29 protein-coding genes and 1 other RNA gene are annotated in these 25,390 nt (G+C 37.9%); 28 read left to right on the top strand and 2 right to left on the bottom strand.

The window, feature by feature from the left end:
* Positions 1-66: 66 nt before the first annotated feature.
* The 3 genes from tadA to KI343_RS14110 all read left to right on the top strand — a co-directional run bounded on the left by tadA (position 67) and on the right by KI343_RS14110 (position 2,524).
* On the top strand, positions 67-573 hold the full coding sequence (tadA, locus tag KI343_RS14120) for a tRNA adenosine(34) deaminase TadA (protein ID WP_212927069.1): 507 nt from the start codon (positions 67-69) through the stop codon (positions 571-573).
* 53 nt (positions 574-626) lie between these two features.
* Positions 627-892, top strand: an RNA gene (ffs, locus tag KI343_RS14115) — signal recognition particle sRNA large type.
* A 603-nt stretch (positions 893-1,495) separates the two neighbouring features.
* A complete protein-coding gene (locus tag KI343_RS14110; protein ID WP_212927068.1) occupies positions 1,496-2,524 on the top strand; it encodes an NADH:flavin oxidoreductase/NADH oxidase in 1,029 nt (342 codons plus the stop codon).
* Positions 2,525-2,767: 243 nt separating this feature from the next.
* Here KI343_RS14110 and KI343_RS20640 read toward each other — a convergent pair whose 3' ends face one another.
* A complete protein-coding gene (locus KI343_RS20640; protein ID WP_374705444.1) occupies positions 2,768-2,863 on the bottom strand; it encodes a putative holin-like toxin in 96 nt (31 codons plus the stop codon).
* A 432-nt stretch (positions 2,864-3,295) separates the two neighbouring features.
* On the opposite strand from KI343_RS20640, the gene dnaX reads away from it, so the two are divergent.
* The 16 genes from dnaX to rsmI all read left to right on the top strand — a co-directional run bounded on the left by dnaX (position 3,296) and on the right by rsmI (position 15,308).
* A complete protein-coding gene (gene dnaX, locus KI343_RS14105; protein WP_212927067.1) occupies positions 3,296-5,002 on the top strand; it encodes a DNA polymerase III subunit gamma/tau in 1,707 nt (568 codons plus the stop codon).
* A 27-nt stretch (positions 5,003-5,029) separates the two neighbouring features.
* The gene (locus tag KI343_RS14100) at positions 5,030-5,344 is read left to right on the top strand and encodes a YbaB/EbfC family nucleoid-associated protein (RefSeq protein ID WP_212927066.1); all 315 of its coding nucleotides are present in this window, start codon (positions 5,030-5,032) and stop codon (positions 5,342-5,344) included.
* A gap of 97 nt (positions 5,345-5,441) precedes the next feature.
* Positions 5,442-6,038, top strand: coding sequence for a recombination mediator RecR (gene recR / locus KI343_RS14095; protein WP_212927065.1), 597 nt, complete (start codon positions 5,442-5,444; stop codon positions 6,036-6,038).
* A 73-nt stretch (positions 6,039-6,111) separates the two neighbouring features.
* The gene (locus KI343_RS14090) at positions 6,112-6,324 is read left to right on the top strand and encodes a YaaL family protein (RefSeq protein WP_212927064.1); all 213 of its coding nucleotides are present in this window, start codon (positions 6,112-6,114) and stop codon (positions 6,322-6,324) included.
* Positions 6,325-6,523: 199 nt separating this feature from the next.
* Positions 6,524-6,787 carry a pro-sigmaK processing inhibitor BofA family protein gene (locus tag KI343_RS14085; protein ID WP_212927063.1) on the top strand — a complete coding sequence of 88 codons (264 nt, stop codon included), beginning with the start codon at positions 6,524-6,526 and terminating at the stop codon, positions 6,785-6,787.
* A 324-nt stretch (positions 6,788-7,111) separates the two neighbouring features.
* Positions 7,112-7,309, top strand: a complete 198-nt coding sequence (locus KI343_RS14080) for a sigma factor G inhibitor Gin (RefSeq protein WP_212927062.1) — start codon at positions 7,112-7,114, stop codon at positions 7,307-7,309.
* Between the two features lie 305 nt (positions 7,310-7,614).
* The gene (locus KI343_RS14075; RefSeq protein WP_212927061.1) at positions 7,615-9,036 is read left to right on the top strand and encodes an aminotransferase class I/II-fold pyridoxal phosphate-dependent enzyme; all 1,422 of its coding nucleotides are present in this window, start codon (positions 7,615-7,617) and stop codon (positions 9,034-9,036) included.
* Positions 9,036-9,677, top strand: a complete 642-nt coding sequence (tmk, locus tag KI343_RS14070) for a dTMP kinase (protein WP_212927060.1) — start codon at positions 9,036-9,038, stop codon at positions 9,675-9,677. Before KI343_RS14075 ends, tmk begins: the two co-directional genes overlap by 1 nt.
* Positions 9,678-9,843: 166 nt before the next feature.
* Positions 9,844-10,173: a cyclic-di-AMP receptor gene (locus KI343_RS14065; RefSeq protein WP_040977662.1), complete on the top strand. Its 330-nt coding sequence runs from the start codon at positions 9,844-9,846 to the stop codon at positions 10,171-10,173.
* A 53-nt stretch (positions 10,174-10,226) separates the two neighbouring features.
* Positions 10,227-10,658, top strand: a complete 432-nt coding sequence (locus tag KI343_RS14060) for a YaaR family protein (RefSeq protein WP_212927059.1) — start codon at positions 10,227-10,229, stop codon at positions 10,656-10,658.
* A 198-nt stretch (positions 10,659-10,856) separates the two neighbouring features.
* Positions 10,857-11,846, top strand: coding sequence for a DNA polymerase III subunit delta' (gene holB, locus KI343_RS14055; RefSeq protein ID WP_212927058.1), 990 nt, complete (start codon positions 10,857-10,859; stop codon positions 11,844-11,846).
* A gap of 4 nt (positions 11,847-11,850) precedes the next feature.
* A complete protein-coding gene (locus KI343_RS14050) occupies positions 11,851-12,675 on the top strand; it encodes a PSP1 domain-containing protein (RefSeq protein WP_212927057.1) in 825 nt (274 codons plus the stop codon).
* A 12-nt stretch (positions 12,676-12,687) separates the two neighbouring features.
* On the top strand, positions 12,688-13,050 hold the full coding sequence (gene yabA / locus KI343_RS14045) for a DNA replication initiation control protein YabA (protein ID WP_212927056.1): 363 nt from the start codon (positions 12,688-12,690) through the stop codon (positions 13,048-13,050).
* A gap of 371 nt (positions 13,051-13,421) precedes the next feature.
* Positions 13,422-14,162: a tRNA1(Val) (adenine(37)-N6)-methyltransferase gene (locus KI343_RS14040; RefSeq protein WP_212927055.1), complete on the top strand. Its 741-nt coding sequence runs from the start codon at positions 13,422-13,424 to the stop codon at positions 14,160-14,162.
* Positions 14,155-14,430 carry a GIY-YIG nuclease family protein gene (locus KI343_RS14035; RefSeq protein WP_212927054.1) on the top strand — a complete coding sequence of 92 codons (276 nt, stop codon included), beginning with the start codon at positions 14,155-14,157 and terminating at the stop codon, positions 14,428-14,430. Before KI343_RS14040 ends, KI343_RS14035 begins: the two co-directional genes overlap by 8 nt.
* The gene (rsmI, locus tag KI343_RS14030) at positions 14,427-15,308 is read left to right on the top strand and encodes a 16S rRNA (cytidine(1402)-2'-O)-methyltransferase (protein WP_212927053.1); all 882 of its coding nucleotides are present in this window, start codon (positions 14,427-14,429) and stop codon (positions 15,306-15,308) included. The genes KI343_RS14035 and rsmI overlap by 4 nt, the downstream gene beginning before the upstream one ends.
* A gap of 171 nt (positions 15,309-15,479) precedes the next feature.
* Here rsmI and KI343_RS14025 read toward each other — a convergent pair whose 3' ends face one another.
* Entirely contained in the window at positions 15,480-15,755 is a 276-nt protein-coding gene (locus KI343_RS14025; RefSeq protein WP_077602833.1) for a transition state genes transcriptional regulator AbrB, read from the bottom strand.
* Positions 15,756-16,387: 632 nt separating this feature from the next.
* Here KI343_RS14025 and metG point away from each other — a divergent pair.
* The 9 genes from metG to purR all read left to right on the top strand — a co-directional run bounded on the left by metG (position 16,388) and on the right by purR (position 25,011).
* Positions 16,388-18,403: a methionine--tRNA ligase gene (gene metG / locus KI343_RS14020; protein WP_212927052.1), complete on the top strand. Its 2,016-nt coding sequence runs from the start codon at positions 16,388-16,390 to the stop codon at positions 18,401-18,403.
* 224 nt (positions 18,404-18,627) lie between these two features.
* Positions 18,628-19,395 carry a TatD family hydrolase gene (locus tag KI343_RS14015; RefSeq protein ID WP_212927051.1) on the top strand — a complete coding sequence of 256 codons (768 nt, stop codon included), beginning with the start codon at positions 18,628-18,630 and terminating at the stop codon, positions 19,393-19,395.
* A gap of 36 nt (positions 19,396-19,431) precedes the next feature.
* A complete protein-coding gene (gene rnmV / locus KI343_RS14010) occupies positions 19,432-19,998 on the top strand; it encodes a ribonuclease M5 (protein ID WP_212927050.1) in 567 nt (188 codons plus the stop codon).
* Positions 19,991-20,875 carry a 16S rRNA (adenine(1518)-N(6)/adenine(1519)-N(6))-dimethyltransferase RsmA gene (gene rsmA / locus KI343_RS14005; protein ID WP_212927049.1) on the top strand — a complete coding sequence of 295 codons (885 nt, stop codon included), beginning with the start codon at positions 19,991-19,993 and terminating at the stop codon, positions 20,873-20,875. The genes rnmV and rsmA overlap by 8 nt, the downstream gene beginning before the upstream one ends.
* A gap of 140 nt (positions 20,876-21,015) precedes the next feature.
* The gene (yabG, locus tag KI343_RS14000; RefSeq protein ID WP_212927048.1) at positions 21,016-21,897 is read left to right on the top strand and encodes a sporulation peptidase YabG; all 882 of its coding nucleotides are present in this window, start codon (positions 21,016-21,018) and stop codon (positions 21,895-21,897) included.
* A gap of 502 nt (positions 21,898-22,399) precedes the next feature.
* Positions 22,400-22,663 (top strand): biofilm formation stimulator Veg, encoded by a 264-nt coding sequence (veg, locus tag KI343_RS13995; RefSeq protein ID WP_212927047.1) that lies wholly within the window; start codon positions 22,400-22,402, stop codon positions 22,661-22,663.
* 225 nt (positions 22,664-22,888) lie between these two features.
* Complete coding sequence (locus KI343_RS13990) at positions 22,889-23,065, top strand: small, acid-soluble spore protein, alpha/beta type (RefSeq protein WP_212927046.1); 177 nt, start codon at positions 22,889-22,891, stop codon at positions 23,063-23,065.
* A gap of 199 nt (positions 23,066-23,264) precedes the next feature.
* Positions 23,265-24,116 (top strand): 4-(cytidine 5'-diphospho)-2-C-methyl-D-erythritol kinase, encoded by an 852-nt coding sequence (gene ispE / locus KI343_RS13985; RefSeq protein WP_280530144.1) that lies wholly within the window; start codon positions 23,265-23,267, stop codon positions 24,114-24,116.
* A gap of 67 nt (positions 24,117-24,183) precedes the next feature.
* A complete protein-coding gene (gene purR / locus KI343_RS13980) occupies positions 24,184-25,011 on the top strand; it encodes a pur operon repressor (protein WP_212927044.1) in 828 nt (275 codons plus the stop codon).
* The last annotated feature ends 379 nt before the right edge of the window (positions 25,012-25,390 follow it).

The following is a 25,390-nucleotide window of genomic DNA, read 5'->3' as shown; positions in this document are numbered from 1 at the left end:
AATTGAGTTAATTTAGTATTCCCGCTTAGATCGATAATTAAAACGAGAATAAAGTGAAGTGATAAAATGACAGAAGAAGTCTCAGTAAGTCAAGATGAAATATATATGGCAGCTGCTATTCAAGAGGCGCGCCGGGCACAGATATTAAACGAAGTACCGATCGGTGCTGTGATTGTCAAAGACGGGGAAATTATCGGGAAAGGATTTAATCTGCGCGAATCGATGCAAGCAACCATGACACATGCAGAGCTGCTTGCTATTCAAGAAGCAAATCAAGCAGTTGGGAGCTGGAGATTAGAGGATTGTACATTGTATGTTACGTTAGAACCATGCCCTATGTGTGCAGGAGCGATTGTACAGTCGAGAATGAAGCGGGTGGTTTACGGAGCAAGTGATTTGAAGGCGGGCTGTGCTGGGACATTAATGAATTTATTAGAAGAGCCACGATTTAATCATCAAGTAGACGTAACATCTGGAATCCTTGAACAGCAATGCAGTACCATCTTAAAAAATTTCTTCAAAGCATTGCGTCAGAAAAAGTCTGGTAAGGGTTCAACAACGGAAGACACGTAAAAAAGGTGCAAATATCATTGCAATTTTTGCATGAGGAAGCTATAATAATAATTACGTGCTAAGCGGGGAGGTAGCGGTGCCCTGTACTCGCAATCCGCTATAGCGAGGCCGAATTCCTGCTCGAGGTGGGATGACTGTATGGTCTGACGTAAGGGATTGGTGTTGACGTCCGGGTCCTGCGCAACAGGAACCCATGAACCCTGTCAGGTCCGGAAGGAAGCAGCAGTAAGTGGCTACTCTTGTGTGCCGCAGGGAAGCCTGGGCTGAGCCATGAACTTACGTAGCGCATATGGTCATTCCATCGAAAGCAGGTGCACGCTACATATTGAAAAAAGCGGAGAGCGCCAATATCCGGGTTTTTGGCGCTTCAAGCTAGATATATTAAAAAACGAACTGTGTATGCAGTTCGTTTTTTTATGGATAAAAAGTTAAAATGTTGCCATAGGTCCGGGGGTATAAAATTTTTGTTTTTTTCTTCATTAAAATGATTTCTAGCATAACTGTGTTTCGTATAAATTCTTTTAGGGGTCAAAACCAAAATCTATGGTTAATATTAAAGAATAAATATGTTAATTACGTCTAGCTAGCGGAGGAAAAACACGGAGACTCCTATGGGAAAGCGCAATGGTCTTCGGTGGGGCGAGTAATCGCAGTCCCAGTGGGAAGACCCCGCAGAAAAAAGTGGTCTTCTTTTTTCGAGGAGGCTGAGCGCAAGCCCATGGAAAGTGTAGTGTTTTTCCGTAGCGGTTGCTCAGAACAAAGTCATTATAATTTGTCATCCATAAATTTTGGTGAAGAGCCTCTTTTAGATAAATAAAATACATGAGCATTGCTTTATTTAGTTAAACAGATTATTTGCACTAAATAATAAGAAAGCATATGCTATAAATTACTTAGAAATTTATGAGTGAGGGGTGCTAGAATGGCTCAATTAACACAACCTTTTACATTAAAAAGTTTAACCTTGAAAAATAAAGTTGTCATGGCACCAATGTGTCAATATTCCGTTGATGCCAAAGATGGAATTCCAAACGAATGGCATTTTGTACATTATACATCCCGTGCAGTGGGCGGGACTGGTTTAATCATCGTTGAGATGACAGATGTAGATCCCGACGGTCGTATTACAGATAATGATCTTGGCCTATGGTCAGACGAACAAATTCCAGCTTACAAAAAAATCGTTGATGCTGTTCATCAGCAAGGTGCGAAGATCGGTATTCAAATTGCACATGCCGGCAGAAAGGCGGAAGATGCGAATCCGCCAGTTGCTCCATCAGCAATTCCTGTTACAGAAAACAGTAAAATGCCTCGTGCTTTAACCACAGAAGAAGTTCGAGAAACCATTCAACAGTTTCAGGATGCAGCAAGAAGAGCAGTTGAGGCTGGGTTTGATACGATTGAATTGCATGGTGCACACGGCTATTTGATCCATCAATTTCATTCTCCAGGAATCAATCAACGAGAAGACGAATATGGTCAAGACCTATCCTTATTTGGTGTACAGATTATTCGAGCTGTTAAAGCGGTTATTCCAGAGGACATGCCATTATTAATGCGCATCTCCGCTGTCGAGTATATGGATGGCGGTTATGATATCAACCATTCCATAGAAATTGCGAAAAAATATAAATTAGCTGGTGTCGATATGATGCATATTTCCAGCGGGGGGGGAGCTGCTCCAGGAAAACAAAAACCAGCAACTCATCCAGGTTATCAAGTGCCATTTGCACGCAGATTTAAAGAAGAGCTAAATATTCCTGTGATTGCAGTAGGCATCTTGGAAGATCCTTTATTAGCAGAATCTGTGATTGGAAATGGAGATGCCGATTTAGTTGCAATTGGCCGCGGAATGTTAAAGGATCCTTATTGGACCATACGAGCAAGTGAACAGCTGGGGGATACGATGGAACCAGCAGAACAATATAAGCGTGCTTACCCGAAAAAGTAGCCGTAAATATAGGCCCTTATAACTTTCGTTGATTATACGCTTTTTTAAGAAGCAAAATTGTACTAAAAACAAGGCATATGATATAATTTTTATAGAAAAACATAGTATATAATATATAAAGAAGGGCAGTATGCATCCACATACTACCCTGACAATACACACAGTTATTCTCTCATCGCGAGGGAAGGCTGCTTTAAAGTGACGAATGAAGCCACCCTATTTGCCGGCAAGCTAAGGGTGGTTTTACTTTTGGCCTTTATCATGAAATGACAAAATGGCTATAATAAGCAAACCAAAACTTATCATCAGAGAAAGAGCTTCAAAAGTACCCACAGGCATCACCCCCTTTCGTTGAGGAGATGGTACCTTCCACCGGTTAACTTCATACTGTGCGTATCTCTATTTATTATAGCATAAAGGGAACATTAGTTCTACATTTTCGGTAAGCCTTAAATATTTCATTTAAAACTTCTATAATAATTTAATTTATATAAGTTTTAGGCTGTTTTAAAAAATATAAAGAATTCAAGGAAGAAAGACTGCTATTAAAGATCCTAGTAATTGCAGTTCTTAGCAATTTTCTTTAAATGATGAATTACTTCTAGACAATCTATTTCTAAGGTTTTCATCCAAGCCTTTAATCGGTTATAATAGAAACAAGATTAGAAACGACAAACATTTGTGACCAGCGTCTATACTAGGACATCGCGTCCGTTGTGCAAATAGAAAGTTTTATACTTTCCCATTTGACAAATAAGGGGAATCGAAATCATGAGTTATCAAGCTTTATACCGCGTCTGGCGACCAAGAACATTTGAAGATGTTGTAGGACAAAAACATATCACGCGAACATTACAAAATGCCATTACCGAAGATAAATTCTCACATGCCTACTTATTCTCTGGTCCAAGAGGGACAGGGAAAACCAGTGCTGCCAAGATTTTTGCGCAAACCATAAACTGTGAGCATGCGCCTGTAAAAGAGCCATGTAATGAGTGCGCGGCATGCAGAGGAATACAAGATGGCTCCATTTCGGATGTCATTGAAATTGATGCGGCCTCTAACACAAGTGTTGATGATATCCGTGATATTCGAGATAAAGTAAAATATGCACCGAGTTCCGTACCTTATAAAGTGTACATCATTGATGAGGTACATATGATATCGGTGAATGCTTTTAATGCGCTTTTAAAAACATTAGAAGAACCGCCAAAGCATGTTGTGTTTATCCTTGCCACGACAGAACCACATAAAATCCCACTAACAATTATCTCTCGTTGCCAACGCTTTGATTTTAAACCGATTTCGAACCAGGCGATTGTGGATAGAATGCAAAAAATCATGCATGCGGAGAACATTTCTGTTACTGGGGAAGCCTTAGAGGCAGTAGCTTTAGCAGCTGAGGGTGGTATGCGTGATGCGCTAAGTATTTTGGATCAAGCTATTTCGTATAGTGAGGATCAAGTAAATTTAGAAGATGTGCTTGCGGTAACGGGCGGTGTATCTCAAGAAGTTCTCACCAATATTGTTCGTGCAATGCTTCAGCAAGATGTGCCGACCGTACTCAATGGATTAGATCAGATGATTCAAACAGGAAAAGACCCAGGAAAATTTGTGCAGGATTTAATTTACTTTATGCGTGATTTACTTTTATATAAGACTTCATCAGGTCTGGGTGAGTTATTAGAGAGAGCGGTCGTTAATGAAGCTTTTGAAGCACTATCTAAGCAGGTTTCGAATCATTGGATACAGCATTCGATTATTGAATTAAATCAATGTCAACAAGAAATGAAGTGGTCCAACAGTCCGAAAATTTTTATTGAAGTAGCATTGCTATCTATTACAGATCAATTTGGAAAATCAGAAACACCACAGATACAAGCAGACGCTGTGGATCAATCAGCAACTGTGCAGCAACTTCAACAAAAAATACAAGCGATGGAGCGCGATATAGCAAAATTAAAAGAAGCTCCGCCGCAGCATTCTGAGTCTGGAAATGCAAATACTACTCCTGAAAGACGTCGACCTAGTGCCAGAAATTCTCGTAACACATATAAGATTCCATATGATCGAATTCGTGATACACTAGGAAAAGCAGAAAAGAAAGAATTAAAAGATGTGCATGCACATTGGGCAAATTTCTTAAACCAATTAAAAACGACGAATGCACCGGCGCATGCGACCATTCAGGATAGTAAACCTGCTGCAGCATCAGCAGATACACTTATTGTGGCGTTTAAATATGAGATTCATTGTTCCTTATTCCTTGATCATCGAGAAATGGTAGAATCGATATTAGGGAATTTAGATAAACACCGCACGATTATTCCAATTCCTGAAAAAGAATGGAATAACTTGCGCAGTGAATATATTCAAAATCAAGAAAAACCTAAAGATCAAAAGGAGTCGGAAGGAGACCCCATTGTTGATGAGGCACGGAAGCTCTTTGGTGATGATCTTTTAGAAATCCATGATTAACACATCTATTTAAAGGAGGTATTTTCCATGAAGGGAAATATGAATAACATGATGAAGCAAATGCAGAAAATGCAAAAGAAAATGATGAAAGCACAGGATGAATTACATGAAATGTCCTTTGAAGCTACAGCTGGCGGCGGTATGGTAACTGTTCGCGCAAACGGCAAAAAAGAAATTGTTGATGTAGAGATTAAAGAAGAAGTGGTTGACCCCGATGATATTGAAATGCTGCAAGATCTTATTTTAGCAGCAACAAATGATGTGCTAAATCAAATTGATGAAAAAACTAATGCAACAATGGGGCAATTTACAAAAGGATTGAATATGCCAGGAATGTTCTAATTCCTTTCTAATTATGAAATAAGACGTCTGGCTTTTTTGCCAAGGCGTCTTATTTTCGCCAAGGGATAATGTTTTCCATGAGGAGGTAAAAACATATATGTATTATCCAGAGCCGATAACTAAGTTAATGGATAGCTTCTCTAAATTACCAGGAATCGGTCCGAAGACAGCAGCACGTCTAGCATTCTTTGTATTAAATATGAAAGACGATGATGTCATGAATTTCGCCAATGCATTGGTTAACGCGAAACGAGAGCTGACGCATTGTTCCGTTTGCGGACATATTACGGATCAAGACCCATGTGCTATTTGTCAGGATACAAGCCGGGATGGATCCATTATTTGTGTCGTCCAAGATCCAAAAGACGTCATAGCGATGGAAAAAATGAAGGAATTTCATGGGAGATATCATGTGCTTCATGGCGCTATCTCACCGATGGATGGAGTGGGACCTGAAGATATTAATGTACCGGATTTGCTTCATCGCTTGAAGGATGAAGAAGTAGAAGAGCTTATTTTAGCAACCAATCCAAATATTGAAGGGGAAGCAACTGCAATGTATATTTCTCGATTAGTAAAGCCTTCAGGAATTCGTACTACACGTATTGCACATGGTTTACCTGTTGGCGGCGATTTAGAGTATGCCGATGAAGTTACATTGTCCAAAGCATTAGAAGGAAGAAGAGATGTCTAATTTTTTGGATCATCTGTGGAGAGCTAAACCTCCATGGTATGAAATTTCATTTTAAAACGAGGTTTGGTGAAATATGGGGAAGAAATTAAAGAAAAAAGATATGGACAAAGAGCTTCTAAATGCTTTATATCAAGTAGAAGGTGAGTGGAGGCAGCTTCAAGACTTTGTACGAAAAAGTATTGACCCTTCACAAAATGGTATGAAAGAGGAGTTATTAGCAAAATCGAAATATATGATGCTTTTAAGAGAAGCACGCATTCGTAATGTAAAGGCTACACGTTTTTAAAAAATAAAAATACGTTTCCCGAAAGAATCATGTATGTTTCCAGATACTTGGTTCTTTTTTATTCAATCTTATCAAAAGGAATTTGCCAATCCATCTTAGATAACCAAAAGTTAGCTTATATGCGCTTGCAATTTGTTCTAATCGTTGTCACTAAATCATAGAAATAAGGTAAAGCGATAGAAGGAAAGTGGGGAGAGGTATGAGTTCGACACTCGTTATTGGATTTATTATTGGATTAATTATTATTTTATTTATTGTAGGCGCTCCAGTAAAACCAATGAAATATATTGGTAAAGCAACGATAAGGCTAGGCATAGGTGCACTATTGCTTTTCTTTTTAAATGTTTTTGGGGGAGTTATTGGCTTACATATTCCCATTAATCTATTTACTGTTTTGGTATCTGGATTTCTTGGTGTATTTGGTGTCGGTTCCCTTGCAGCTATTCATCTATTTATTCTTTGAGATAATGTTTATGATTGTCTGTTTTCACCAAGAATTTCACTTTAAAGATAGAATGATCAATAGAGATGTGAATGAGCATCTGCTGCTCCAGCAATTTTCGATGGGACGAGTAATCACAATCCCCAATACATTCCGCTGAAAGATCATTTATTTTTAGGGTATTATAGTCACTCGACAAAAGTTCCGTTACCAAAATGGAAAGAAATAAAATTATATCCTCCTGACAAGAACACATTTTTTTAGAATGATTAAACTATAAAATAATATTATCCATGTATATCATCCGTTAGATTAGGAGATACTAGTTTTAACGGAGGTGGGAGAATGAAACAAGAAAAGCTTCATAAACATGAGTATTGTGGAATTTGCGAGGAACCAAAGGAAAGCGGTATTCACTTATATGCGATGTTCCTCTGTACAGAGTGTGAGCATAATATGATTCACACGGAGCCTCGAGAAGAAAAGTATCAATATTATCTGTCAAAATTAAAAAATATAAAACAATCAACATTACATTCCTAAGTTTAATCCCCCTTGTTATAAAGTCTTTGCATGCAAAGGCTTTTTTGTTGCTGTAAATATAAAGGAGGACGCGCTTTTGATAAGTGTGAGGAGATAAATAAGAGTAAAATAGCAGCAAATGGAGATTGCTGTTTTTTAGTACTTGCTTCTATGAATATTAGTAGACGCAGCTTGTAGTTCTATGCTGTCTATACTAACTTTAAGCGATTGCCGCTTTTTGTTACTGCATCATTGCTTGTTATAATAGAGAGCAAAGACACGATAAACCAATCAATTTTTATATTTAGAAGAAATGAGGCAGGTAAATGAACCAGCAACGAATGCCGTTAGTAGAACATTTGGAAACATTTGCAAATAGTAATCCAATCTCTTTTCATGTTCCAGGACATAAACATGGAGAGATTCTCCCATCCGCATATAAAGCATATTTTCAGGAAATGCTCAAATGGGATGTGACAGAGATCACGGGAATGGATGATTTACATGCACCGACAGAAGTTATTGCGGAAGCGGAAAATGTAGCGAGGGATTTTTTTCAAACACAGCATACTTTTTTCCTTGTTGGCGGCTCAACAGTTGGGAATCTTGCAATGATTCTTGCGGTATGTAAGCGGGGAGATAAGGTTCTCATTCAACGTAATTGCCATAAATCTGTGATGAATGGTGTGGAGTTAGCTGGTGCGAATCCTATTTTTCTGGCACCTGAATGGGATGATACTGTCAGACGATTTACAAGCCCAAGCTATGAAACTGTACGAACTGCAATCGAGCAGCATCCAGATGCACAGGCACTTATTCTTACGTATCCGGACTACTTTGGAAATACTTATCATATTAAAGCAATGATTGATAAGGCGCATCAATTTGATATCCCAGTTTTGGTAGATGAAGCGCATGGGGTGCATTTTGCATTAGGAGATCCTTTTCCTATATCAGCCATTCAATTAGGAGCTGATGCAGTCGTTCACTCAGCCCATAAGATGGCTCCAGCAATGACGATGGCCTCCTATTTACACGTTGTCACGTCTCGTATCGACAAGTCTGAGCTTGCTCATTATTTACAAATGCTTCAATCGAGCAGCCCATCCTATTTACTGATGGCGTCTTTAGATATGGCAAGGTATTTTTTAGCGAATTTTTCGGAAAACAATCGAATAAACACATTAAAGAGTACAGCGTATATAAAGGATTTATTTGCAAGTCTCCCCTTTCTGGAATTTATCCCTGCTGCAGACCCATTAAAGCTAACGTTCCACGTGAAACATCCTTTTTCGACAAAATCGGTTGCGAACTTGCTCGAAAAACAAAATATTTTTCCGGAGCTTACGACCGACGAACAAATTTTATTTGTGCATGGGCTTGCACCGTTTGAACAAATCGAATCGTTAGAAAAAAGGTTGAAAACAATAGGGCATCCATTAAAAAAATCAGTAAATCGTGCTACAATAGAGAAGACAAATATTTTTCCAAAGCGGATTCAAGAATTGGATTTGTCGTATTACGAAATGAAAAATTATACCACGTATCTCGTCCCATTGGAGAAAAGTGTAGGAGAAATTGCTGCAGAAGCGATTATTCCTTACCCACCTGGTATTCCACTTTTATTAAAAGGAGAAAGAATCAAAGAGGTTCATATCGCACACGTGGAAAAATTACAGGAGCAGGGTGTTCGAATTCAGCATAGGGATGAAGGCATACGCATATATAGGAATAAAGGGGAACGATGATGACAACTGGTTTGTTTATAACATTTGAAGGTGGAGAGGGAGCAGGCAAGACCACAATTCTAGATCAGGTCTATAAAGAACTCTCAGAAAGCGGAATGGAGATTATCAAGACAAGAGAGCCGGGGGGTATTCGCATTTCTGAGAAAATTAGAGATATCATCCATGACCCCCTCCATCTTGAAATGGAAGAAAGAACAGAAGCATTATTATATGCAGCAGCAAGAAGGCAGCATCTTGTAGAAAAGGTTTTTCCAGCATTAGAAGAGGGGAAAATTGTACTTTGTGATCGATTTATTGATAGCAGCCTTGCCTATCAGGGATATGCGCGAGGTTTAGGAGTCGATGAGGTGTATGCGATCAATCAATTTGTGATTCAGGACTGTATGCCAGATCTAACGCTCTTTTTTGATATTGCTCCGAAAAAAGGATTAGAGCGTATTGCAGCAAATGAAGAAAGAGAGAAAAATCGATTAGATCTAGAAACGATTGAATTTCATGAGAAAGTCTATGAAGGCTACCAGTTAATTCAATCTCGTTTTCCAGAACGTTTTCAAACTGTAAATGCGGACCGCTCACCAGAAGCAGTGTATCAAGATGTGTTCGAAAAAATCACTAATTATATACAGGTTGGGAAAGAATAAAACCTTCGTAACGGTATTAGTAGACCGAGTAATCGCAAAGGGTGCCGGCAGCCCAGAGAAGCATTTGAATTCGTTCAAAATTTCAAGGTACCAATTTCAAGGAAAACGATCTATTCACTAAATGAATAAGCGTTTTTCTAAAATAAGTTAAAAGGGGCCATTTATCATGAAATTAATTATAACTGTCATTCAAGATAAAGATTCGAATCGTTTGGTTAATGCATTAGGTGAAAATAAATTTCAAACGACAAAATTAGCCACCACAGGCGGATTTTTGAAAGAAGGTAACACAACTTTAATGATTGGTTGCGAAGATGAGTATGTGAATGATGCACTTGAAATCATTCGCGATAACTGCTCGCATCGTGAACAGATGGTTGCACCTATTTCACCAATGGGGGGAAATGCCGATTCTTATATTCCAAAACCTGTTAAGGTGGAAGTCGGCGGAGCTACTGTGTTTATCTTGCCAATAGAGTCCTTTTACCAATTTTAAGAGAATGATCATAAAGTAAAAACATATTATGATAGACGAGAGGGGGAGAACAAATGAAGATTTCAAGTGATATATTAACGCCAAGGGATGGCAATTTTAAGCGCCCGCCGCAAACGAATAATCCATCTTTTCAAAATCTTGTTCAATCCCACTCGGAACAGCTTAAAACACAGGAATTCACACAACTGGTAAAGCAAATTACAGAGCAAGGTGATAAGCTCAGCCGATATCGTTCTTTTCGTGAATTAGTAAAATTTAAACGAATGGTGAAGAATTTTCTCGAAAAAGCAACTTCAGAAGGTTATCTTTTAGAGAAAAAACAGAGCTTTGGAATGCAAGGAAGCAGACAATTGTCTACAGTAAAGGCGATTGATGAAAAAATTGTTCAATTAACTGAAGATCTTATGGATGAAGAAAAGAAAACCATTGATATTCTTGGATTAATTGGAGAAATTAAAGGCTTATTAATCAATATTTATACATGAGTTAAACTCCTAGAAAAATTAGCATTTATAAAGTTGACAGGATAAGCGTTAAATGAGCTTATTATCTATCACGAAGCTCTTTTTAAAGATAAAAAAGACAAGGCCGACGAATGACGGATCGCCCTCAACAAACGGGGCGCAGTTTCTACGTTTTAAGCAGGCGCGGCTTGAGCTTTTCAATAAAAGGTGGTAGTAATTATGAAGACTTGGGCAGAGCTCGAAAAAATACAACCTGTGGCAAGCCGAACCATCATCAACAGTATTAAAAAAGGCCGTATCTCCCACGCCTATTTATTTCAAGGAGATAGAGGGACTGGTAAAAAAGAAATGGCTCTTCTGTTAGCAAAATATTTATTTTGTATGAATCGGCAAGGAACAGATCCGTGTAATAATTGTATCAACTGTCAGCGGATTGATTCTGGAAATCATCCAGATATGCATTGGATTGAGCCAGACGGAGCTTCTATTAAAATAGAACAGGTGCGTAATTTACAGAAGGAATTCACTTATTCGGGACTAGAATCGAATCAAAAAGTCTATATTATTCAGGATGCGGATACCTTAACCGTAAATGCTGCCAACCGTCTATTAAAATTTTTAGAGGAACCGAGTGTAGAAACGACCGCCATGATGCTGACAGAGAATGGTCATGCGATGCTGTCTACCATTCGATCACGCTGTCAGATTATTGATTTACAAGCGCTTCCGCCAGATGTTTTACAAGAGAGATTACAGCAGGAAGGTTTACGTGAAGCCGATACTAAACTTTTAAGTGTACTGACAAATAGCCTAACGGAAGCGCTTGAACTTTCTCAGGATGATTGGTTTGCAGGTGCACGAAAAATAGTGATACAATGGGTAGAAATGTATACTATACAACCTGAGGAGATTTATACATTTATTCATCAAAACTGGATGCCTCATTTTAAAGATAGAGAAGAACATGAACGAGGTTTGGACTTATTAATACTAGGATTTAAAGATATTTTACATCAACATATATATGTAGACGCCAATACGATACTATTATCCAATGACCAAAGCAAACTAGAAAAGATGGTCATCACTTTTTCTCAAGCTCAACTGTTGACGATCTTAAATCAGATTTTAATGGCGAAAAGAAAATTAAAGGCAAATGTTCAGCCAACATTGGTTATTGAACAACTAGCGCTTCAAATACAGAGGTGAAAAAATGTTAGAAGTTATTGGCGTACGTTTTAAGAAAGCCGGTAAAATTTACTACTTCGATCCAGATTCCTATCCGATTACTCCCGATAGTTATGTTATTGTGGAAACAGTAAGAGGGATTGAATTTGGAAAAGTCGTTATCACGGAAAAGCAAGTCGATGAAGAAGATGTAGTTTTACCTTTAAAGAAAGTAATTCGGGTCGCCGGTGAAAAGGATAAGCGAACCGTCGTAGAAAATCAAGAACAGGCAAAAAAAGCCTTTGACATATGTACAACGAAAATTAATCAACATAAGCTAGATATGAATCTAGTAGATGTAGAATATACGTTTGATCGAAATAAAATTATTTTCTATTTCACAGCAGATGGAAGAGTTGATTTCAGAAACCTTGTAAAGGATCTTGCATCTATGTTCAAGACGCGTATTGAACTCAGACAAATAGGTGTCAGAGATGAAGCGAAAATGCTAGGCGGAATTGGACCATGCGGACGTATGCTCTGCTGTTCAACCTTCTTAGGAGACTTTGAGCCAGTGTCCATTAAAATGGCAAAGGATCAAAATCTTTCTTTAAATCCAGCCAAAATATCTGGGCTATGCGGAAGGTTAATGTGCTGTTTGAAATATGAAAATGATGCTTATGAAACTGCAAAGAGAGAGTTACCTGACATTGGACAAACCATGCCAACACCACATGGGAAAGGGAAGGTTGTTGGTTTAAATATATTAGAAAAAATGATTCAAATTGAGCTCTTAGACAAAGAACGTGTTGTAGAGTATACATTAGATGAATTAATTGAAGAAGGAATTGTAGCACAAGCGACAGAATAGAGGTGATCGATCATGGGAAACAGAGAAATCTTTGATCAAGTTTCCGATATGGAGAAGCAAATTGGTGAATTATATGAGCAATTAGGTGATTTAAAGGGGAAGCTAAGTGATTTACTTGAAGAAAATCATCGGTTAGCTCATGAAAATCATCATTTGCGCAATCACCTAGATAATCTAACGGAAGATGCTACAGAGAACGAGCAGAAGAAAAAGGATTCTAAGCAGCAAAAAGGCCTTCTTCCAGGAGAAGGGTATGATAATTTAGCTCGCTTGTATGAAGAGGGTTTTCATATTTGTAGTTTGGAGTTTGGCAGTCCGAGAAGAAATGAAGATTGTATCTTTTGCTTGGATTTCTTTGATAAAACGAAACTTTAATTATTGGGACTTCTTTTCCCAATAATTATTAGTTGAGTGAATCAGGAGATGAAGTGACCGTTTTCCCCCAAGGATATTAAAATAATTTTTCTATCGGAAGCAGGGGGAATTACGGACACACATGCTGTGATAAAACGAAACTTTAATTATTGGGACTTCTTTTCCCAATAATTATTAGTTGAGTGAATCAGGAGATGAAGTGACCGTTATCCCCAAGGATATTAAAATAATTTTTCTATCGGAAGCAGGGGGAATTACGGACACTCATGCTGTGGTAAAACGAAATAAATGAACGATAAATGAATGTATCGTATTGGATGGCTGTCTTCCTATGGAGACAGCTATTTTTCTGATAAAGGATGTGATTACTTATGGTACAGTTATATGATGATGAACGTTTAGATTACTTATTAGCAGATGAAACGATGAAAATTATTCAAAGCCCAACAGCATTTGCTTTTTCTTTAGATGCTGTATTGTTAGCTCATTTTAGTTCAATCCCTAAAAAAAGAGGAAAGATTCTTGATTTATGTACAGGAAATGGCGTCATTCCTCTTTTGCTTTCTAAAAAGACAAATGCTGAAATTATTGGTGTGGAGATTCAAGAACGCATTTTTCAGATGGCTGAAAGAAATGTCACTTTAAATGGTCTAGAGAATCAATTACGGATTATTCATGGAGATTTGAAGGAAATGCATACAACACTAGATCAAAGTTCCTTTGATATGATTACTTGCAATCCGCCATATTTTAAAACACCATCCGCTACAGAACACAATCAAAATGAGTATCTTACAATCGCTAGACATGAACTCTATTGTACCTTAGAAGATGTGGTGAAAGCTTGTAAACGGTATGTCAGACCAGGTGGAAAAGTAGCCATGGTACATCGGCCAGGACGCTTAGTTGATATTATGGAGCAATTTAGGCGCTATCGTATCGAACCTAAACGTGTGCAATTTGTTTACCCAAAACAGGGGAAGGAAGCGAATATGCTCTTGATTGAAGGGATTCGTGATGGAAAACCGGATGTTAAAATCCTGCCGCCATTCTATATTTATGAACAGGATGGTACTTACACAAAACAGGCAGAGGAAGTTATATATGGCTAAAGGAAGGCATTTGGTATATATTTTAAAATGCCAGGACGGAACGTTATATACTGGATATACAAATAATTTAGACCATAGAATCCGTATGCATGAAGAGGGAAAAGGGGCAAAATATACAAGAGGAAGAGGCCCATTTGAAATTATCTATACATGTGAATTTGAAAATAAATCAGAAGCCTTGCGTGAGGAATACAGAATTAAGAAATTATCTCGCAAAGAGAAATTAAAATTGATCGGGGTTTATGAGAAAGGAACGTGCGATGAATGAATATCCAAAATAGTTATCAGCCTGAAGAGCACGCTGCATTATACGTTGTCCCAACACCTATTGGAAATTTAGAGGATATGACTTTTCGAGCCATTCGAATTTTAAAAGAATGTGCGTTGATTGCTGCAGAAGATACAAGAAACACGAAAAAGCTGCTCCATTATTTTGAGATTAGTACACCTCTCATAAGTTATCACGAACATAACCACCGGGATAGGGAGAAGCAGCTTTTAGATAAAATCCGTGCTGGTGAATCGATTGCTGTAGTCAGTGATGCCGGAATGCCTGCGATTTCTGATCCAGGAGTGGAACTTGTACAAGCGGCTATCAGGGAAGAAATAGATGTCATTGTTTTACCAGGTGCGAATGCTGCGCTTGTAGCGTTGGTTGGTTCTGGTTTAACGGCACAGCCATTTACATTTTACGGTTTTCTTCCGAGAAAGAAAAAAGAGAAGAAAGAAACGCTTGGAAAATTAAAATATTTTAATTCTACTTTAATTTTTTATGAGTCTCCTTATCGTATGAAGGACACATTAGAGGCCATGGAAGCTGTTTTTGGTGACAGACAAGCAGCTATCGGAAGAGAAATCTCTAAGAAATTTGAAGAATTTGTTAGAGGTTCCATTCCAGAACTTTTTTCATGGAGTAAGAAAAATGACATGCGAGGAGAATTTGTCATTGTTATAGAAGGACAAGGTGAGGCGACGATGGAAGATTATCAACAGGAATCGACCTGGTGGGAAGCTCTATCGGTGAAAGAACATGTAGAGGCTATAATGAAGAATGACAATTTATCGAGTAAGGAAGCAATTAAGCAGGTAGCAGTGGATCGAAAAATGCCGAAAAGAGAAGTTTATCAAAGTTATCATGTTGAATAGAAAGGGAAAGGTATTCTTGTCACCAGGATGATTCTTTTGCTTACCAAAAGGGATAACCTCTGTCAATAGAAGAGGTTATCCCTTTTTATTTATGTATGTTAGGAATACAAGAATCTTCTCAATAGATAAGGTTCTTGTATCCCTAACATGTATTCGGTTGTTTTTTAATTATTATTTGAAACGATTTTGAATTTCTTCTAGCAAAATTTTAGCACCCTCTGGGCTTAAAATAAGATTTCCATCTGCTAAAGTTTGGTTTTCGTCTGTTAACTCACCAGTAATTTGACAAGTCATGTTTGGACGATATTTCTTCAATACGATACGATCGTTATCCACGTAGATTTCCATTGTATCCTTTTCTTTAATATCAAGTGTACGACGCAGTTCAATAGGAATAACCACGCGTCCAAGTTCGTCAACTTTACGTACAATACCAGTAGATTTCATTTCCCCATTCCTCCGATGTCAGATTTAATAGATTTTTCCGAAAAAAGCAACCGCACGTTTTTCAAGGATAAAGTGCAAAAAATGTCGTTGTTAATAACATTAGAATAGCAACAATATTTGGTATTGTCAATACAATTTTACTATAAAAGGAAAAGTTTCACTTGTTCATTTGTTAATATTCAGGTTTTTGTTAAATTTCCGCTACTGGTAAGTAAATAGCTTCTCAAATTGCGAGACGTCGCTATATAAATAGAGTGAAATGGGGCCGTGAAGTAAGGGAATCTTTCACTTTTTCTTCATTAACTGATCATCCATTGATGTAGTGTTTCTATGAATGATGAGAATTCAATATTATTCTACATTTTTCGCAAAGTGAAAGGGAATAGGTACACAATTTGGCAAATTACGTTATAATAGCTACAATAGAAAGTATATATTTTCTTAAAATATTGTATTATATAGGTTTTTTATTAACAAAGAAGATAATAATTTTGAATCTTTTTCGGATGAGATGGCAATGCTTGTTTCATAGCATGTATCATTTTTACAGGTAGATGGGAGAAGCTCCCTGGCACTTGTGTATCCCGGACAAGATTTTTTAAATAGGAAGAAATCTAGGAGGAATAAAACGGATGGGAAGCAAAAATACTTTTTACATTACAACACCAATATATTATCCGAGCGGGAAATTACATATTGGTAGTGCGTATACAACAATAGCTTGTGATATGATGGCGCGATATAAGCGTTTATTAGGGTATGATGTGTTTTATTTAACAGGTAGTGACGAGCATGGTCAGAAAATTGAGCAGAAAGCCGCTGAACAGAATATCTCCCCGCAAGAATATGTGGATGGCATGGCTGCTGGTATGAAAGACTTATGGAAGAAACTTGAAATAAGCAATGATAAATTTATTCGCACGACGGATGAGCAGCACCAAAAAGTTGTGGCGGATATTTTTGAGCGTTTCTTAGCTCAAGGAGACATTTACCTGGATGAATATGAAGGCTGGTATTCTGTCCCTGACGAAACTTTTTATACAGAAACACAGCTAGTAGATATAGAAAAAGATGAAAATGGAAATATTATTGGCGGGAAATCTCCTGATAGCGGACATCCTGTTGAATTAATTAAAGAGGAATCCTATTTCTTCCGCATGAGTAAATATGCAGATCGATTATTGAAATACTACGAAGACCATCCGGATTTTATACAGCCGGAATCTCGTAAAAATGAAATGATCAATAACTTCATTAAACCAGGTTTGGAAGATTTAGCTGTATCTCGTACAACCTTCAGTTGGGGAGTAAAGGTTCCAAGTAATCCAAAGCATGTTGTCTATGTATGGATTGATGCATTGGCTAACTATATCACGGCATTAGGTTATGGTACAGATAATGATGAAAACTTCCAAAAATATTGGCCAGCAGACGTGCACATGGTTGGGAAAGAAATTGTTCGTTTCCATACAATTTACTGGCCGATTATGTTGATGGCATTAGACTTGCCGCTTCCGAAAAAAGTATTTGGCCATGGCTGGTTATTGATGAAAGACGGAAAAATGTCGAAATCAAAAGGGAACGTGGTTTATCCGGAAATGCTTGTGGAGCGTTATGGCCTAGATGCTTTACGTTACTACTTAATGAGAGAAGTTGCTTTTGGCAGTGATGGTGTCTTTGCACCGGAAGACTTTGTTTCTAGAGTAAATTATGATTTGGCGAATGATTTAGGTAACTTATTGAATCGTACGGTAGCGATGATTAACAAATATTTTGATGGAAAAGTTCCTACTGTGAATGGGGTAGTTAATAAAGAAGACGCCGATTTACAAGAGACAGCAGCATCCGTTACCCAAGAATATCAAGAAGCAATGGAGCAAATGGAATTTAGTAATGCATTGAAAAAAGTATGGGCATTGATTTCCCGTGCGAATAAATATATTGATGAAACACAGCCTTGGATCCTTGCGAAAGACGAAGAAAAACGTACCGAACTAGCAAGTGTCATGGCACATTTAGCAGAAACCTTACGTGTAGTTGCCACCATGCTTCAACCTTGTCTGACACATGCGCCAAAGAAAATCATTGAACAGCTTGGTTTAGACGAGAGTGATGGTTTATCTTGGGAAAACGTCCAGTTTGGCAATTTCCCAGATGGCATTACAGTCGTGAAAAAAGGAAAACCAATCTTCCCGCGTTTGGATACGGAGGAAGAAGTAGCATATATTCGCTCACAAATGGGTGGAACTGCCGCGTCTAATGAGGAAGCAGAAAAAGATTGGGATCCGAATGAAACAGAGCTTGTCTCTACGAAAGAAAAACAAATTAAGTATGATGTATTTGATAAAGTCGAGCTAAAAGTAGCAGAAGTGAAGGATTGCAGTAAAGTAGAAGGTGCAGATAAACTATTGAAGTTTCGCCTGGATGCTGGGGATGAAGCAGACCGACAAATTCTATCCGGAATTGCTGAATATTATCCAGAGCCAGAAAAATTAATCGGTAAAAAAGTTGTCATTGTGGCTAACCTTAAACCACGTAAAATGCGTGGAGAAATTAGTCAAGGAATGATTCTCTCGGCAGAAAAAGACGGGAAATTAGAAATCGTTCCAGCACCAGAAAGTGTACCAAACGGAGCCCCGATTTCATAAGAAAAGCGGAAAGCGCCCGTTTAACAAACGATAAAACAAATGAGGTTGGGACAAAAGGAAAGTATATCCACTAGAAGTCGAACAATATGCAAATAGAGCAGAGTATATTTCTGAAGCGGGTAGTTGCACTGATTATGTTCGGAATTTGTTGGATAAAAAAACTTTTGTCCCAGCCTCTTCCTTTTCGATAAGGTATAAAAATGCAAGACAAAGGATGATTGAAAATGTTGTTTGATACACATGTTCATTTAAATGCGAGACAATTTGCTGAAGATAGGGAAGAGACTATCCAGCGTGCGAAAGATGCAGGTGTGGAGTACATGGTTGTTGTTGGATTTGACCATGAGACTATTCCACTTGCAATTGAAATTGCGGAACAAAACGAGAATATTTACGCAGCTGTTGGATGGCATCCCGTCGATGCGATTGATATGACGGAAAAAGAATTAGAATGGCTTGAAGCGTTGAGTGCACATCCTAAAGTGGTAGCGCTTGGCGAAATGGGTTTAGATTATCATTGGGATAAATCACCGAAAGATGTGCAGAAGAAGGTCTTCCGCCAGCAAATAGCACTTGCTAAAAAAGTGAATATGCCTATTATTATTCATAATCGGGAAGCGACAGAAGATATTATTGCGATCTTGCAAGAGGAAAATGCACAGGAAATTGGCGGTATTATGCATTGTTACAATGATTCTGCGCGCTATGTTCAAACATGTCTCGATATGAATTTTTACATTTCACTAGGTGGACCAGTAACGTTTAAAAATGCGCCATTGCCAAAAGAAGTGGCGAAACAAGTACCACTAGATCGTTTGCTTATTGAAACAGATGCACCGTATTTAGCGCCTCACCCATTCCGGGGAAAACGAAATGAACCAGCTTATGTTGCGCGCGTAGCAGAAGATATTGCTGATTTACGCGGAATGGATGTTGCCCAGATTGGAAAAATTACGACAGAAAACGCAAAACGATTTTTTAAGATTAATTAATTCCTTATGATTGTGGAATAAAGTGGAGGAAATCGATTGAAAATAAAAGAAATGATTGTAGTAGAAGGGCGAGATGACACGACGCGTATCAGGCTCGCTGTCGATGCTGATACCATTGAGACAAATGGTTCAGCGATTAATAAAGCGACACTAGATAAAATCCGTCATGCAAAGGAAAAACGCGGAGTGATTATTTTTACAGATCCTGATTATCCAGGCGAGCGAATCAGACACCTTATTAATCAGGCTGTACCTGGCTGTAAGCATGCTTTTTTAAGAAGAGACCAGGCCAAAGCAAAGCATTCCCAAAATAAGAGCTTAGGGATTGAACACGCCTCTGTGGAGGATATCCAAAAAGCGCTTGAGGACGTCTATGAGTTAGCGGATTTTTTGGATAGTGACATTACAAAAGAGGATCTTATCCATTATGGATTAATTGGAGGAGAGAAAGCTGCTGAACGCCGAAAACGTGTTGGGGAGCTTTTGCATATCGGTCATACCAACGGGAAGCAGCTATTAAAGCGACTTACCCAATTCCAAATTTCCAAGGAACAGTTAGAAGAAGTGATGAAAGTGTTAGAGCAGGAGGAACAGGATGTCTAAAAAATATATTGCAACGCCTTCGAGAACAAAAGAATTGTTGAATAAATATGGTTTTGCATTTAAGAAAAGTTTAGGACAAAATTTCTTAATTGATGTCAATGTTTTAGAAAAAATAATCCATCAAGCAGGAATTACGGAAAAAACGGGAGCCATTGAAATTGGTCCTGGAATGGGGGCTTTAACAGAGCAATTAGCCATTCATGCAGATAAAGTAGTCGCTTTTGAAATAGATCAACGTCTATTACCTATTTTAGAAGAGACATTGGGAGACTATAACAATGTGGAGGTAATTCATCAGGATATCTTAAAGGCGGACGTAAATGAAGTGATTAAAACACATTTTAAAGAAGATCAAGATATCCATGTTGTTGCAAACCTTCCTTATTACATTACAACCCCTATCCTCATGAAGCTTGTCCATGATCGGCTTCCTGTTACAAGCCTGACTGTAATGATTCAAAAAGAGGTAGCTGAGAGAATGGCTGCTGTTCCCAATACAAAGAGCTATGGTTCTCTTAGTATTGCTGTTCAGTATTATACCGAAGCTCGGATTGTTTTGAATGTACCGAAACAAGTATTTATGCCGCAGCCTAATGTAGATTCTAGTGTTCTCAAACTTGTTATGCGCAAAGAAGCACCTGTTCAAGTAGACAATGAGGATTTCTTCTTTGAACTTATTCAAGCAAGTTTTGCCTTGAGAAGAAAAACGCTCCGTAATAACTTAAATAAATTTTTAAACAATAAACTTGAAAAGCAGCAAATAGAAGCACTTCTTGAAGAAGCTGCTATTGATGGAAGCAGACGCGGGGAAACCTTAACGATGGACGAATTTGCAAACCTAGCCAATATTATTTATCGGGAGCTCCCAAAAAGCTAATCAAAAGCTAATCTCTTTTGGTTAGCTTTTTTGTATGGTTTCCTCCATTTCTTCATGCGCTTTTTGCACGAACTAAAAAGGAACAGAGCTGGACTTTTATTCATACAATGAGAAAGAGATAAAATGTGAGAGGTGCAGTGATGGATATACAGATTGGGGCCTTAGTGACAAGAAAATCATACAATCATGATTTATTATTTCGTGTGGCGGAGATAAAAAAAAGAGATGCCATACTCCACGGTAAAGAATTAAGGTTAAAAGCAGATGCAGCTTTATCTGATTTAACTTTAGTAGATCAGCGAGAACATAAGAAAAGAAAAGCAAAAGATAAGGAAAAGCAAGAGTCTTCCTTTCGTTTATTTCGCCAGGACTATCAAATGATGAAAGAAAAAAGAAATTTTGAAGCAACGGAAGGTTATACAGATTCTGCAAGTTATTTTCAATTACCAGCAAAAGTGCTTCATATTGATGGAGATCCATCTTATTTAAGAAAATGTATTCAATTATATCAGCGTATCGGGTTGCAAGTGCATGGAGTCCATTTGGCAGAGACAGAGATGTCATTTCAAATTAAGGACCTTTTGGAAAAAATTCAGCCGGATATCATGGTAATAACAGGACATGATGCTTACTCGCAAAATAAGGGGATGAAGAATGATTTAAGTGCATATCGCCATTCAAAATACTTTGTAGAAGCTGTGCGGGAAGCGCGAAACATGTATCCTAACTTAGATCAGCTTGTTATTTTTGCGGGAGCGTGTCAATCACATTTTGAATCATTAATTCGTGCTGGTGCAAATTTCGCAAGTTCCCCCTCCAGGGTCAATATTCATGCGCTAGATCCGGTTTATATTGTTGCAAAAGTAGCATATACCTCCTTTATGGAAAGTGTTTCTGTATGGGAGGCGCTCCGTAATACATTAACCGGTGAAAAAGGGTTAGGCGGCATACAGACACGAGGTTTATTGCGAACAGGGATGCCATACTTAGCTATTGAAGGTGATATCGAAAGCGATAATTAATTATTTGTAGGATGGAAGTCGACGGTGCTGGGAACGAACGAGGAATGGGAAGGGTTAAATGGTGTGACATGAAGTCCTTTAAAAATTAAAGAGCTATAGACGTGGGATGCATACTTTTATTCCTTCTCCTTTTTAATGTTATAAGAACAGAAGTGGTGTAGAAGGATTCCAATTATTCTTAATGAGCGCTAATTACGTCCAGATGGAGTCAGTAAACGTTAGGGCTAAAGTCGATCCAGCAAGTGAAAGTCATCATTCATGCCAAGCCCCCAAGGAACGAGGTCTCAACTCTCTCTATTTTTATTCTAACTTTTTATAATAACAGATATTTACATTTGTTTTTGTGACAAATTATGTATAAAAATAAAGATCTTACAAATAATATCAGAAATAGACATAATTAATAGTTGACAAGCAAAAACATATGCTGATATAATTATAACTTTTATTTGACTTTTCATCGGCATATATGTTAGAATAAATATATGTGAGGTGGAGTGTAGTGGGCAAAACGTTAATCGAAATTAAGCAAGGTCTTGACGGTCAAGTAGGGAAACGGTTAAAGCTCAGAGCGAATGGTGGAAGACGGAAAACCGTTGAAAGATGCGGTATTCTAGCGGAGACATATCCCTCTGTTTTCATTGTTGAGCTTGACCAGGAAGAAAATGCGTTCGAACGAGTTTCATACAGCTATACAGACATATTAACAGAAACGGTAGAGCTGAATTTTGATGAAGGAAATTCAGCAATAATCTTTGAGCAGTAGACAAGCAACAGTCTTCTGCTTTTTTTTTGCGCTTTAGACATCAGAAAACTAGAAATGAAGCAGCATTAATTTCAATGAATGAATTGGGTTAATGTACGAAGCATTAGAAAAAAGGAACAGGAAATGGTTTTCTTGGTTAATTCTTGCGAGAGTGAAAAAAAGAAAAATACATAAGCTATGATTGCCTATCGAGAACTACATTCATTCGTAAAGGGGAGCTTTTACATGGGTAGACGTGGAATTATGTCAACGCAGATGAAAGAAGAAATAGCGAAAGAATTAGGATTTTACGATACGGTACAGCAGGAAGGCTGGGGAGGAATAAAAGCCCGTGATGCCGGTAATATGGTTAAGCGTGCGATAGAGATAGCACAGGAAAACATGAAGGAGAGCGAGTCCTAAATACAGGGCTTGCTTTTTTTGCGTAAAAGCAATAATGTATTCATCCCAAATTATTTTTTGATTAAGGGATAATCACTTTTTATACAAAATTAGCCTCTATGTTTTGATTATGATACAATAAAATATATTTTTAGGGACGTATGTATGATGATTTCATATAGGTGAACGAATTTCCAACGCTTTGAGGATGTGATTGAAGATGCTTGTAATGGAGAAAGCACCTGCTAAGATAAATTTGTCACTAGATGTGTTAAGCAAGCGAGAAGATGGCTATCATGATGTTGAAATGGTAATGACGACGATAGACTTAGCAGATCGTTTGGAATTACGGGAATTACCTACAGACGAAATTCAATTATCGTTGGAAAGCCGTTATGTTCCGTGCGATGAAAGAAATTTAGCATATCAAGCAGCAGTATTATTTAAAGAAACATACCAAATAAAAAAAGGTGTTCACATCCGAGTGGATAAATCGATCCCTGTATCAGCAGGACTAGCTGGAGGAAGTGCTGATGCTGCAGCGGTTTTACGAGGACTAAATCGATTATGGAAATTAGATATTCCATTAGCTGAATTGGCCGGATTAGGATCTCAATTAGGAGCGGACATTGCTTTTTGTGTTTACAGTAAGACAGCCATAGCAAAAGGATATGGAGAATGCATTGAACTTTTACCTCCACCCCCTACATGCTGGGTTGTTCTTGCTAGACCGGATATTGGTATATCTTCCTACACTATTTTTAATAAAATTAATATTCCTGCCTTACAGCACCCAAATACCAAGCAAGTATTAGAAGCCTTACATGAAGGAAACTTTTCAAAGTTATGCAATCATCTAGGTAATGCGTTAGAACCGATTACTTTTTCCATGCACCCTGAGGTTGCGAGGCTCAAGGAAGCAATGGAGCTGGCGGGCGCAGAAGGTGTGATGATGAGCGGCAGCGGGCCGACCGTGTTTGGGTTATTAAAACATCATCGTAAGGCAATTCGAATATATAACAGTATGCGCGGCTTTTGTAATGACGTACAATTAATCCGGATTCTTGGATAAGCATTGATAAAATTCATATGATAATGCTATATTATATAAAGAACATTCGGATTTGAGGTGTGATTTTTTGAAAAGAAGTAACCGATTGGTTGTGTTAACAGAGTACTTTTTAGAAAACCCAAGAAAACATATTCAATTGCCTTTCTTCGTAGAGCTTTGTGATACAACAAAGTCATCAATAAGTGAGGATTTAGATATTATACATGAAGTATTTCAATTAAAAGGACTAGGGCAGTTAGAACGAACTACTGGGGCAGGTGGCGGTGTAAAATATATCCCGACAAGTTCTGCTCAAGCTAGTGAGGATTTTATAACAACCCTGCAGAAAAAATTAGAGGACCCTTCCCGTATTCTTCCTGGAGGATACCTATATATGAGTGATATTCTTGGTGATCCTACTACAGTTCGGGAAATAGGACGTGTTTTTGCTTCTTGTTTTTCCAACTTAAAGATAGATGCAATTGTGACGGTTGCAACAAAAGGAATTCCCTTGGCATATGCCACAGCATCATTCCTAAACGTTCCAGTTATTATAGCGCGCAGAGATCCGAAGGTAACGGAGGGGTCGTCTGTAAGTATTAACTATGTTTCTGGATCATCTCGGAAAATTCAAACCATGGTGCTGCCAAAGCGCAGCTTACCGGATGGGGCAAATGTTTGTATTATAGATGATTTCATGAAAGCGGGAGGGACGATTACAGGTATAAAGAGTCTCTTAGAAGAGTTTTCTGCAACTGTACAAGCTGTTGGTGTATTAGCAGAAGCGGATGATGAGGAAGACGAAAGAGTGATTACAGACTATATTTCCCTGTTAAAAATTGCTCCAGTGGATATACAGAATCACCGTGTTTCGGTCCAGCCGGGTAACTATCAGATAAAGTCTTTAGACAAATAATACTTTAAATTAACTGCAACATGATAAAGCAGATCTTGGTCTCATATATAGATTAAGATCTGTTTTTTTAGTCTCTTTCTAAAAGCTAAGTCTGCTAGGTAGTCCACTTTTCTGCGGAGTCTCCCATTACACTTTCCGACACAATTCATTCCCGTATTTAACCAATGCCAATTGATAGCCTGTAAAAGTTAGATAGAACGTGGAGTAATTTATTCCTGAAATGGATTTTTACTGTATTTATAAGAAAAATATGGATAAAAATGACTAGAATTGTCGAATACATATCCTGATTTAGGTATTCAGATGAATAAATTTAAAATATTTTATTTTTTTGGTATTACTAAGAAGGATTTTTGTAAATTGTGTTGAAGTAGTTAAT

This window comes from Oceanobacillus sp. J11TS1 (assembly GCF_018333215.1).
Lineage (GTDB): Bacteria > Bacillota > Bacilli > Bacillales > Amphibacillaceae > Oceanobacillus.
The sequence above is the reverse complement of the archived record's forward strand: the minus strand, read 5'-3'. Positions and strand labels throughout refer to the sequence as shown.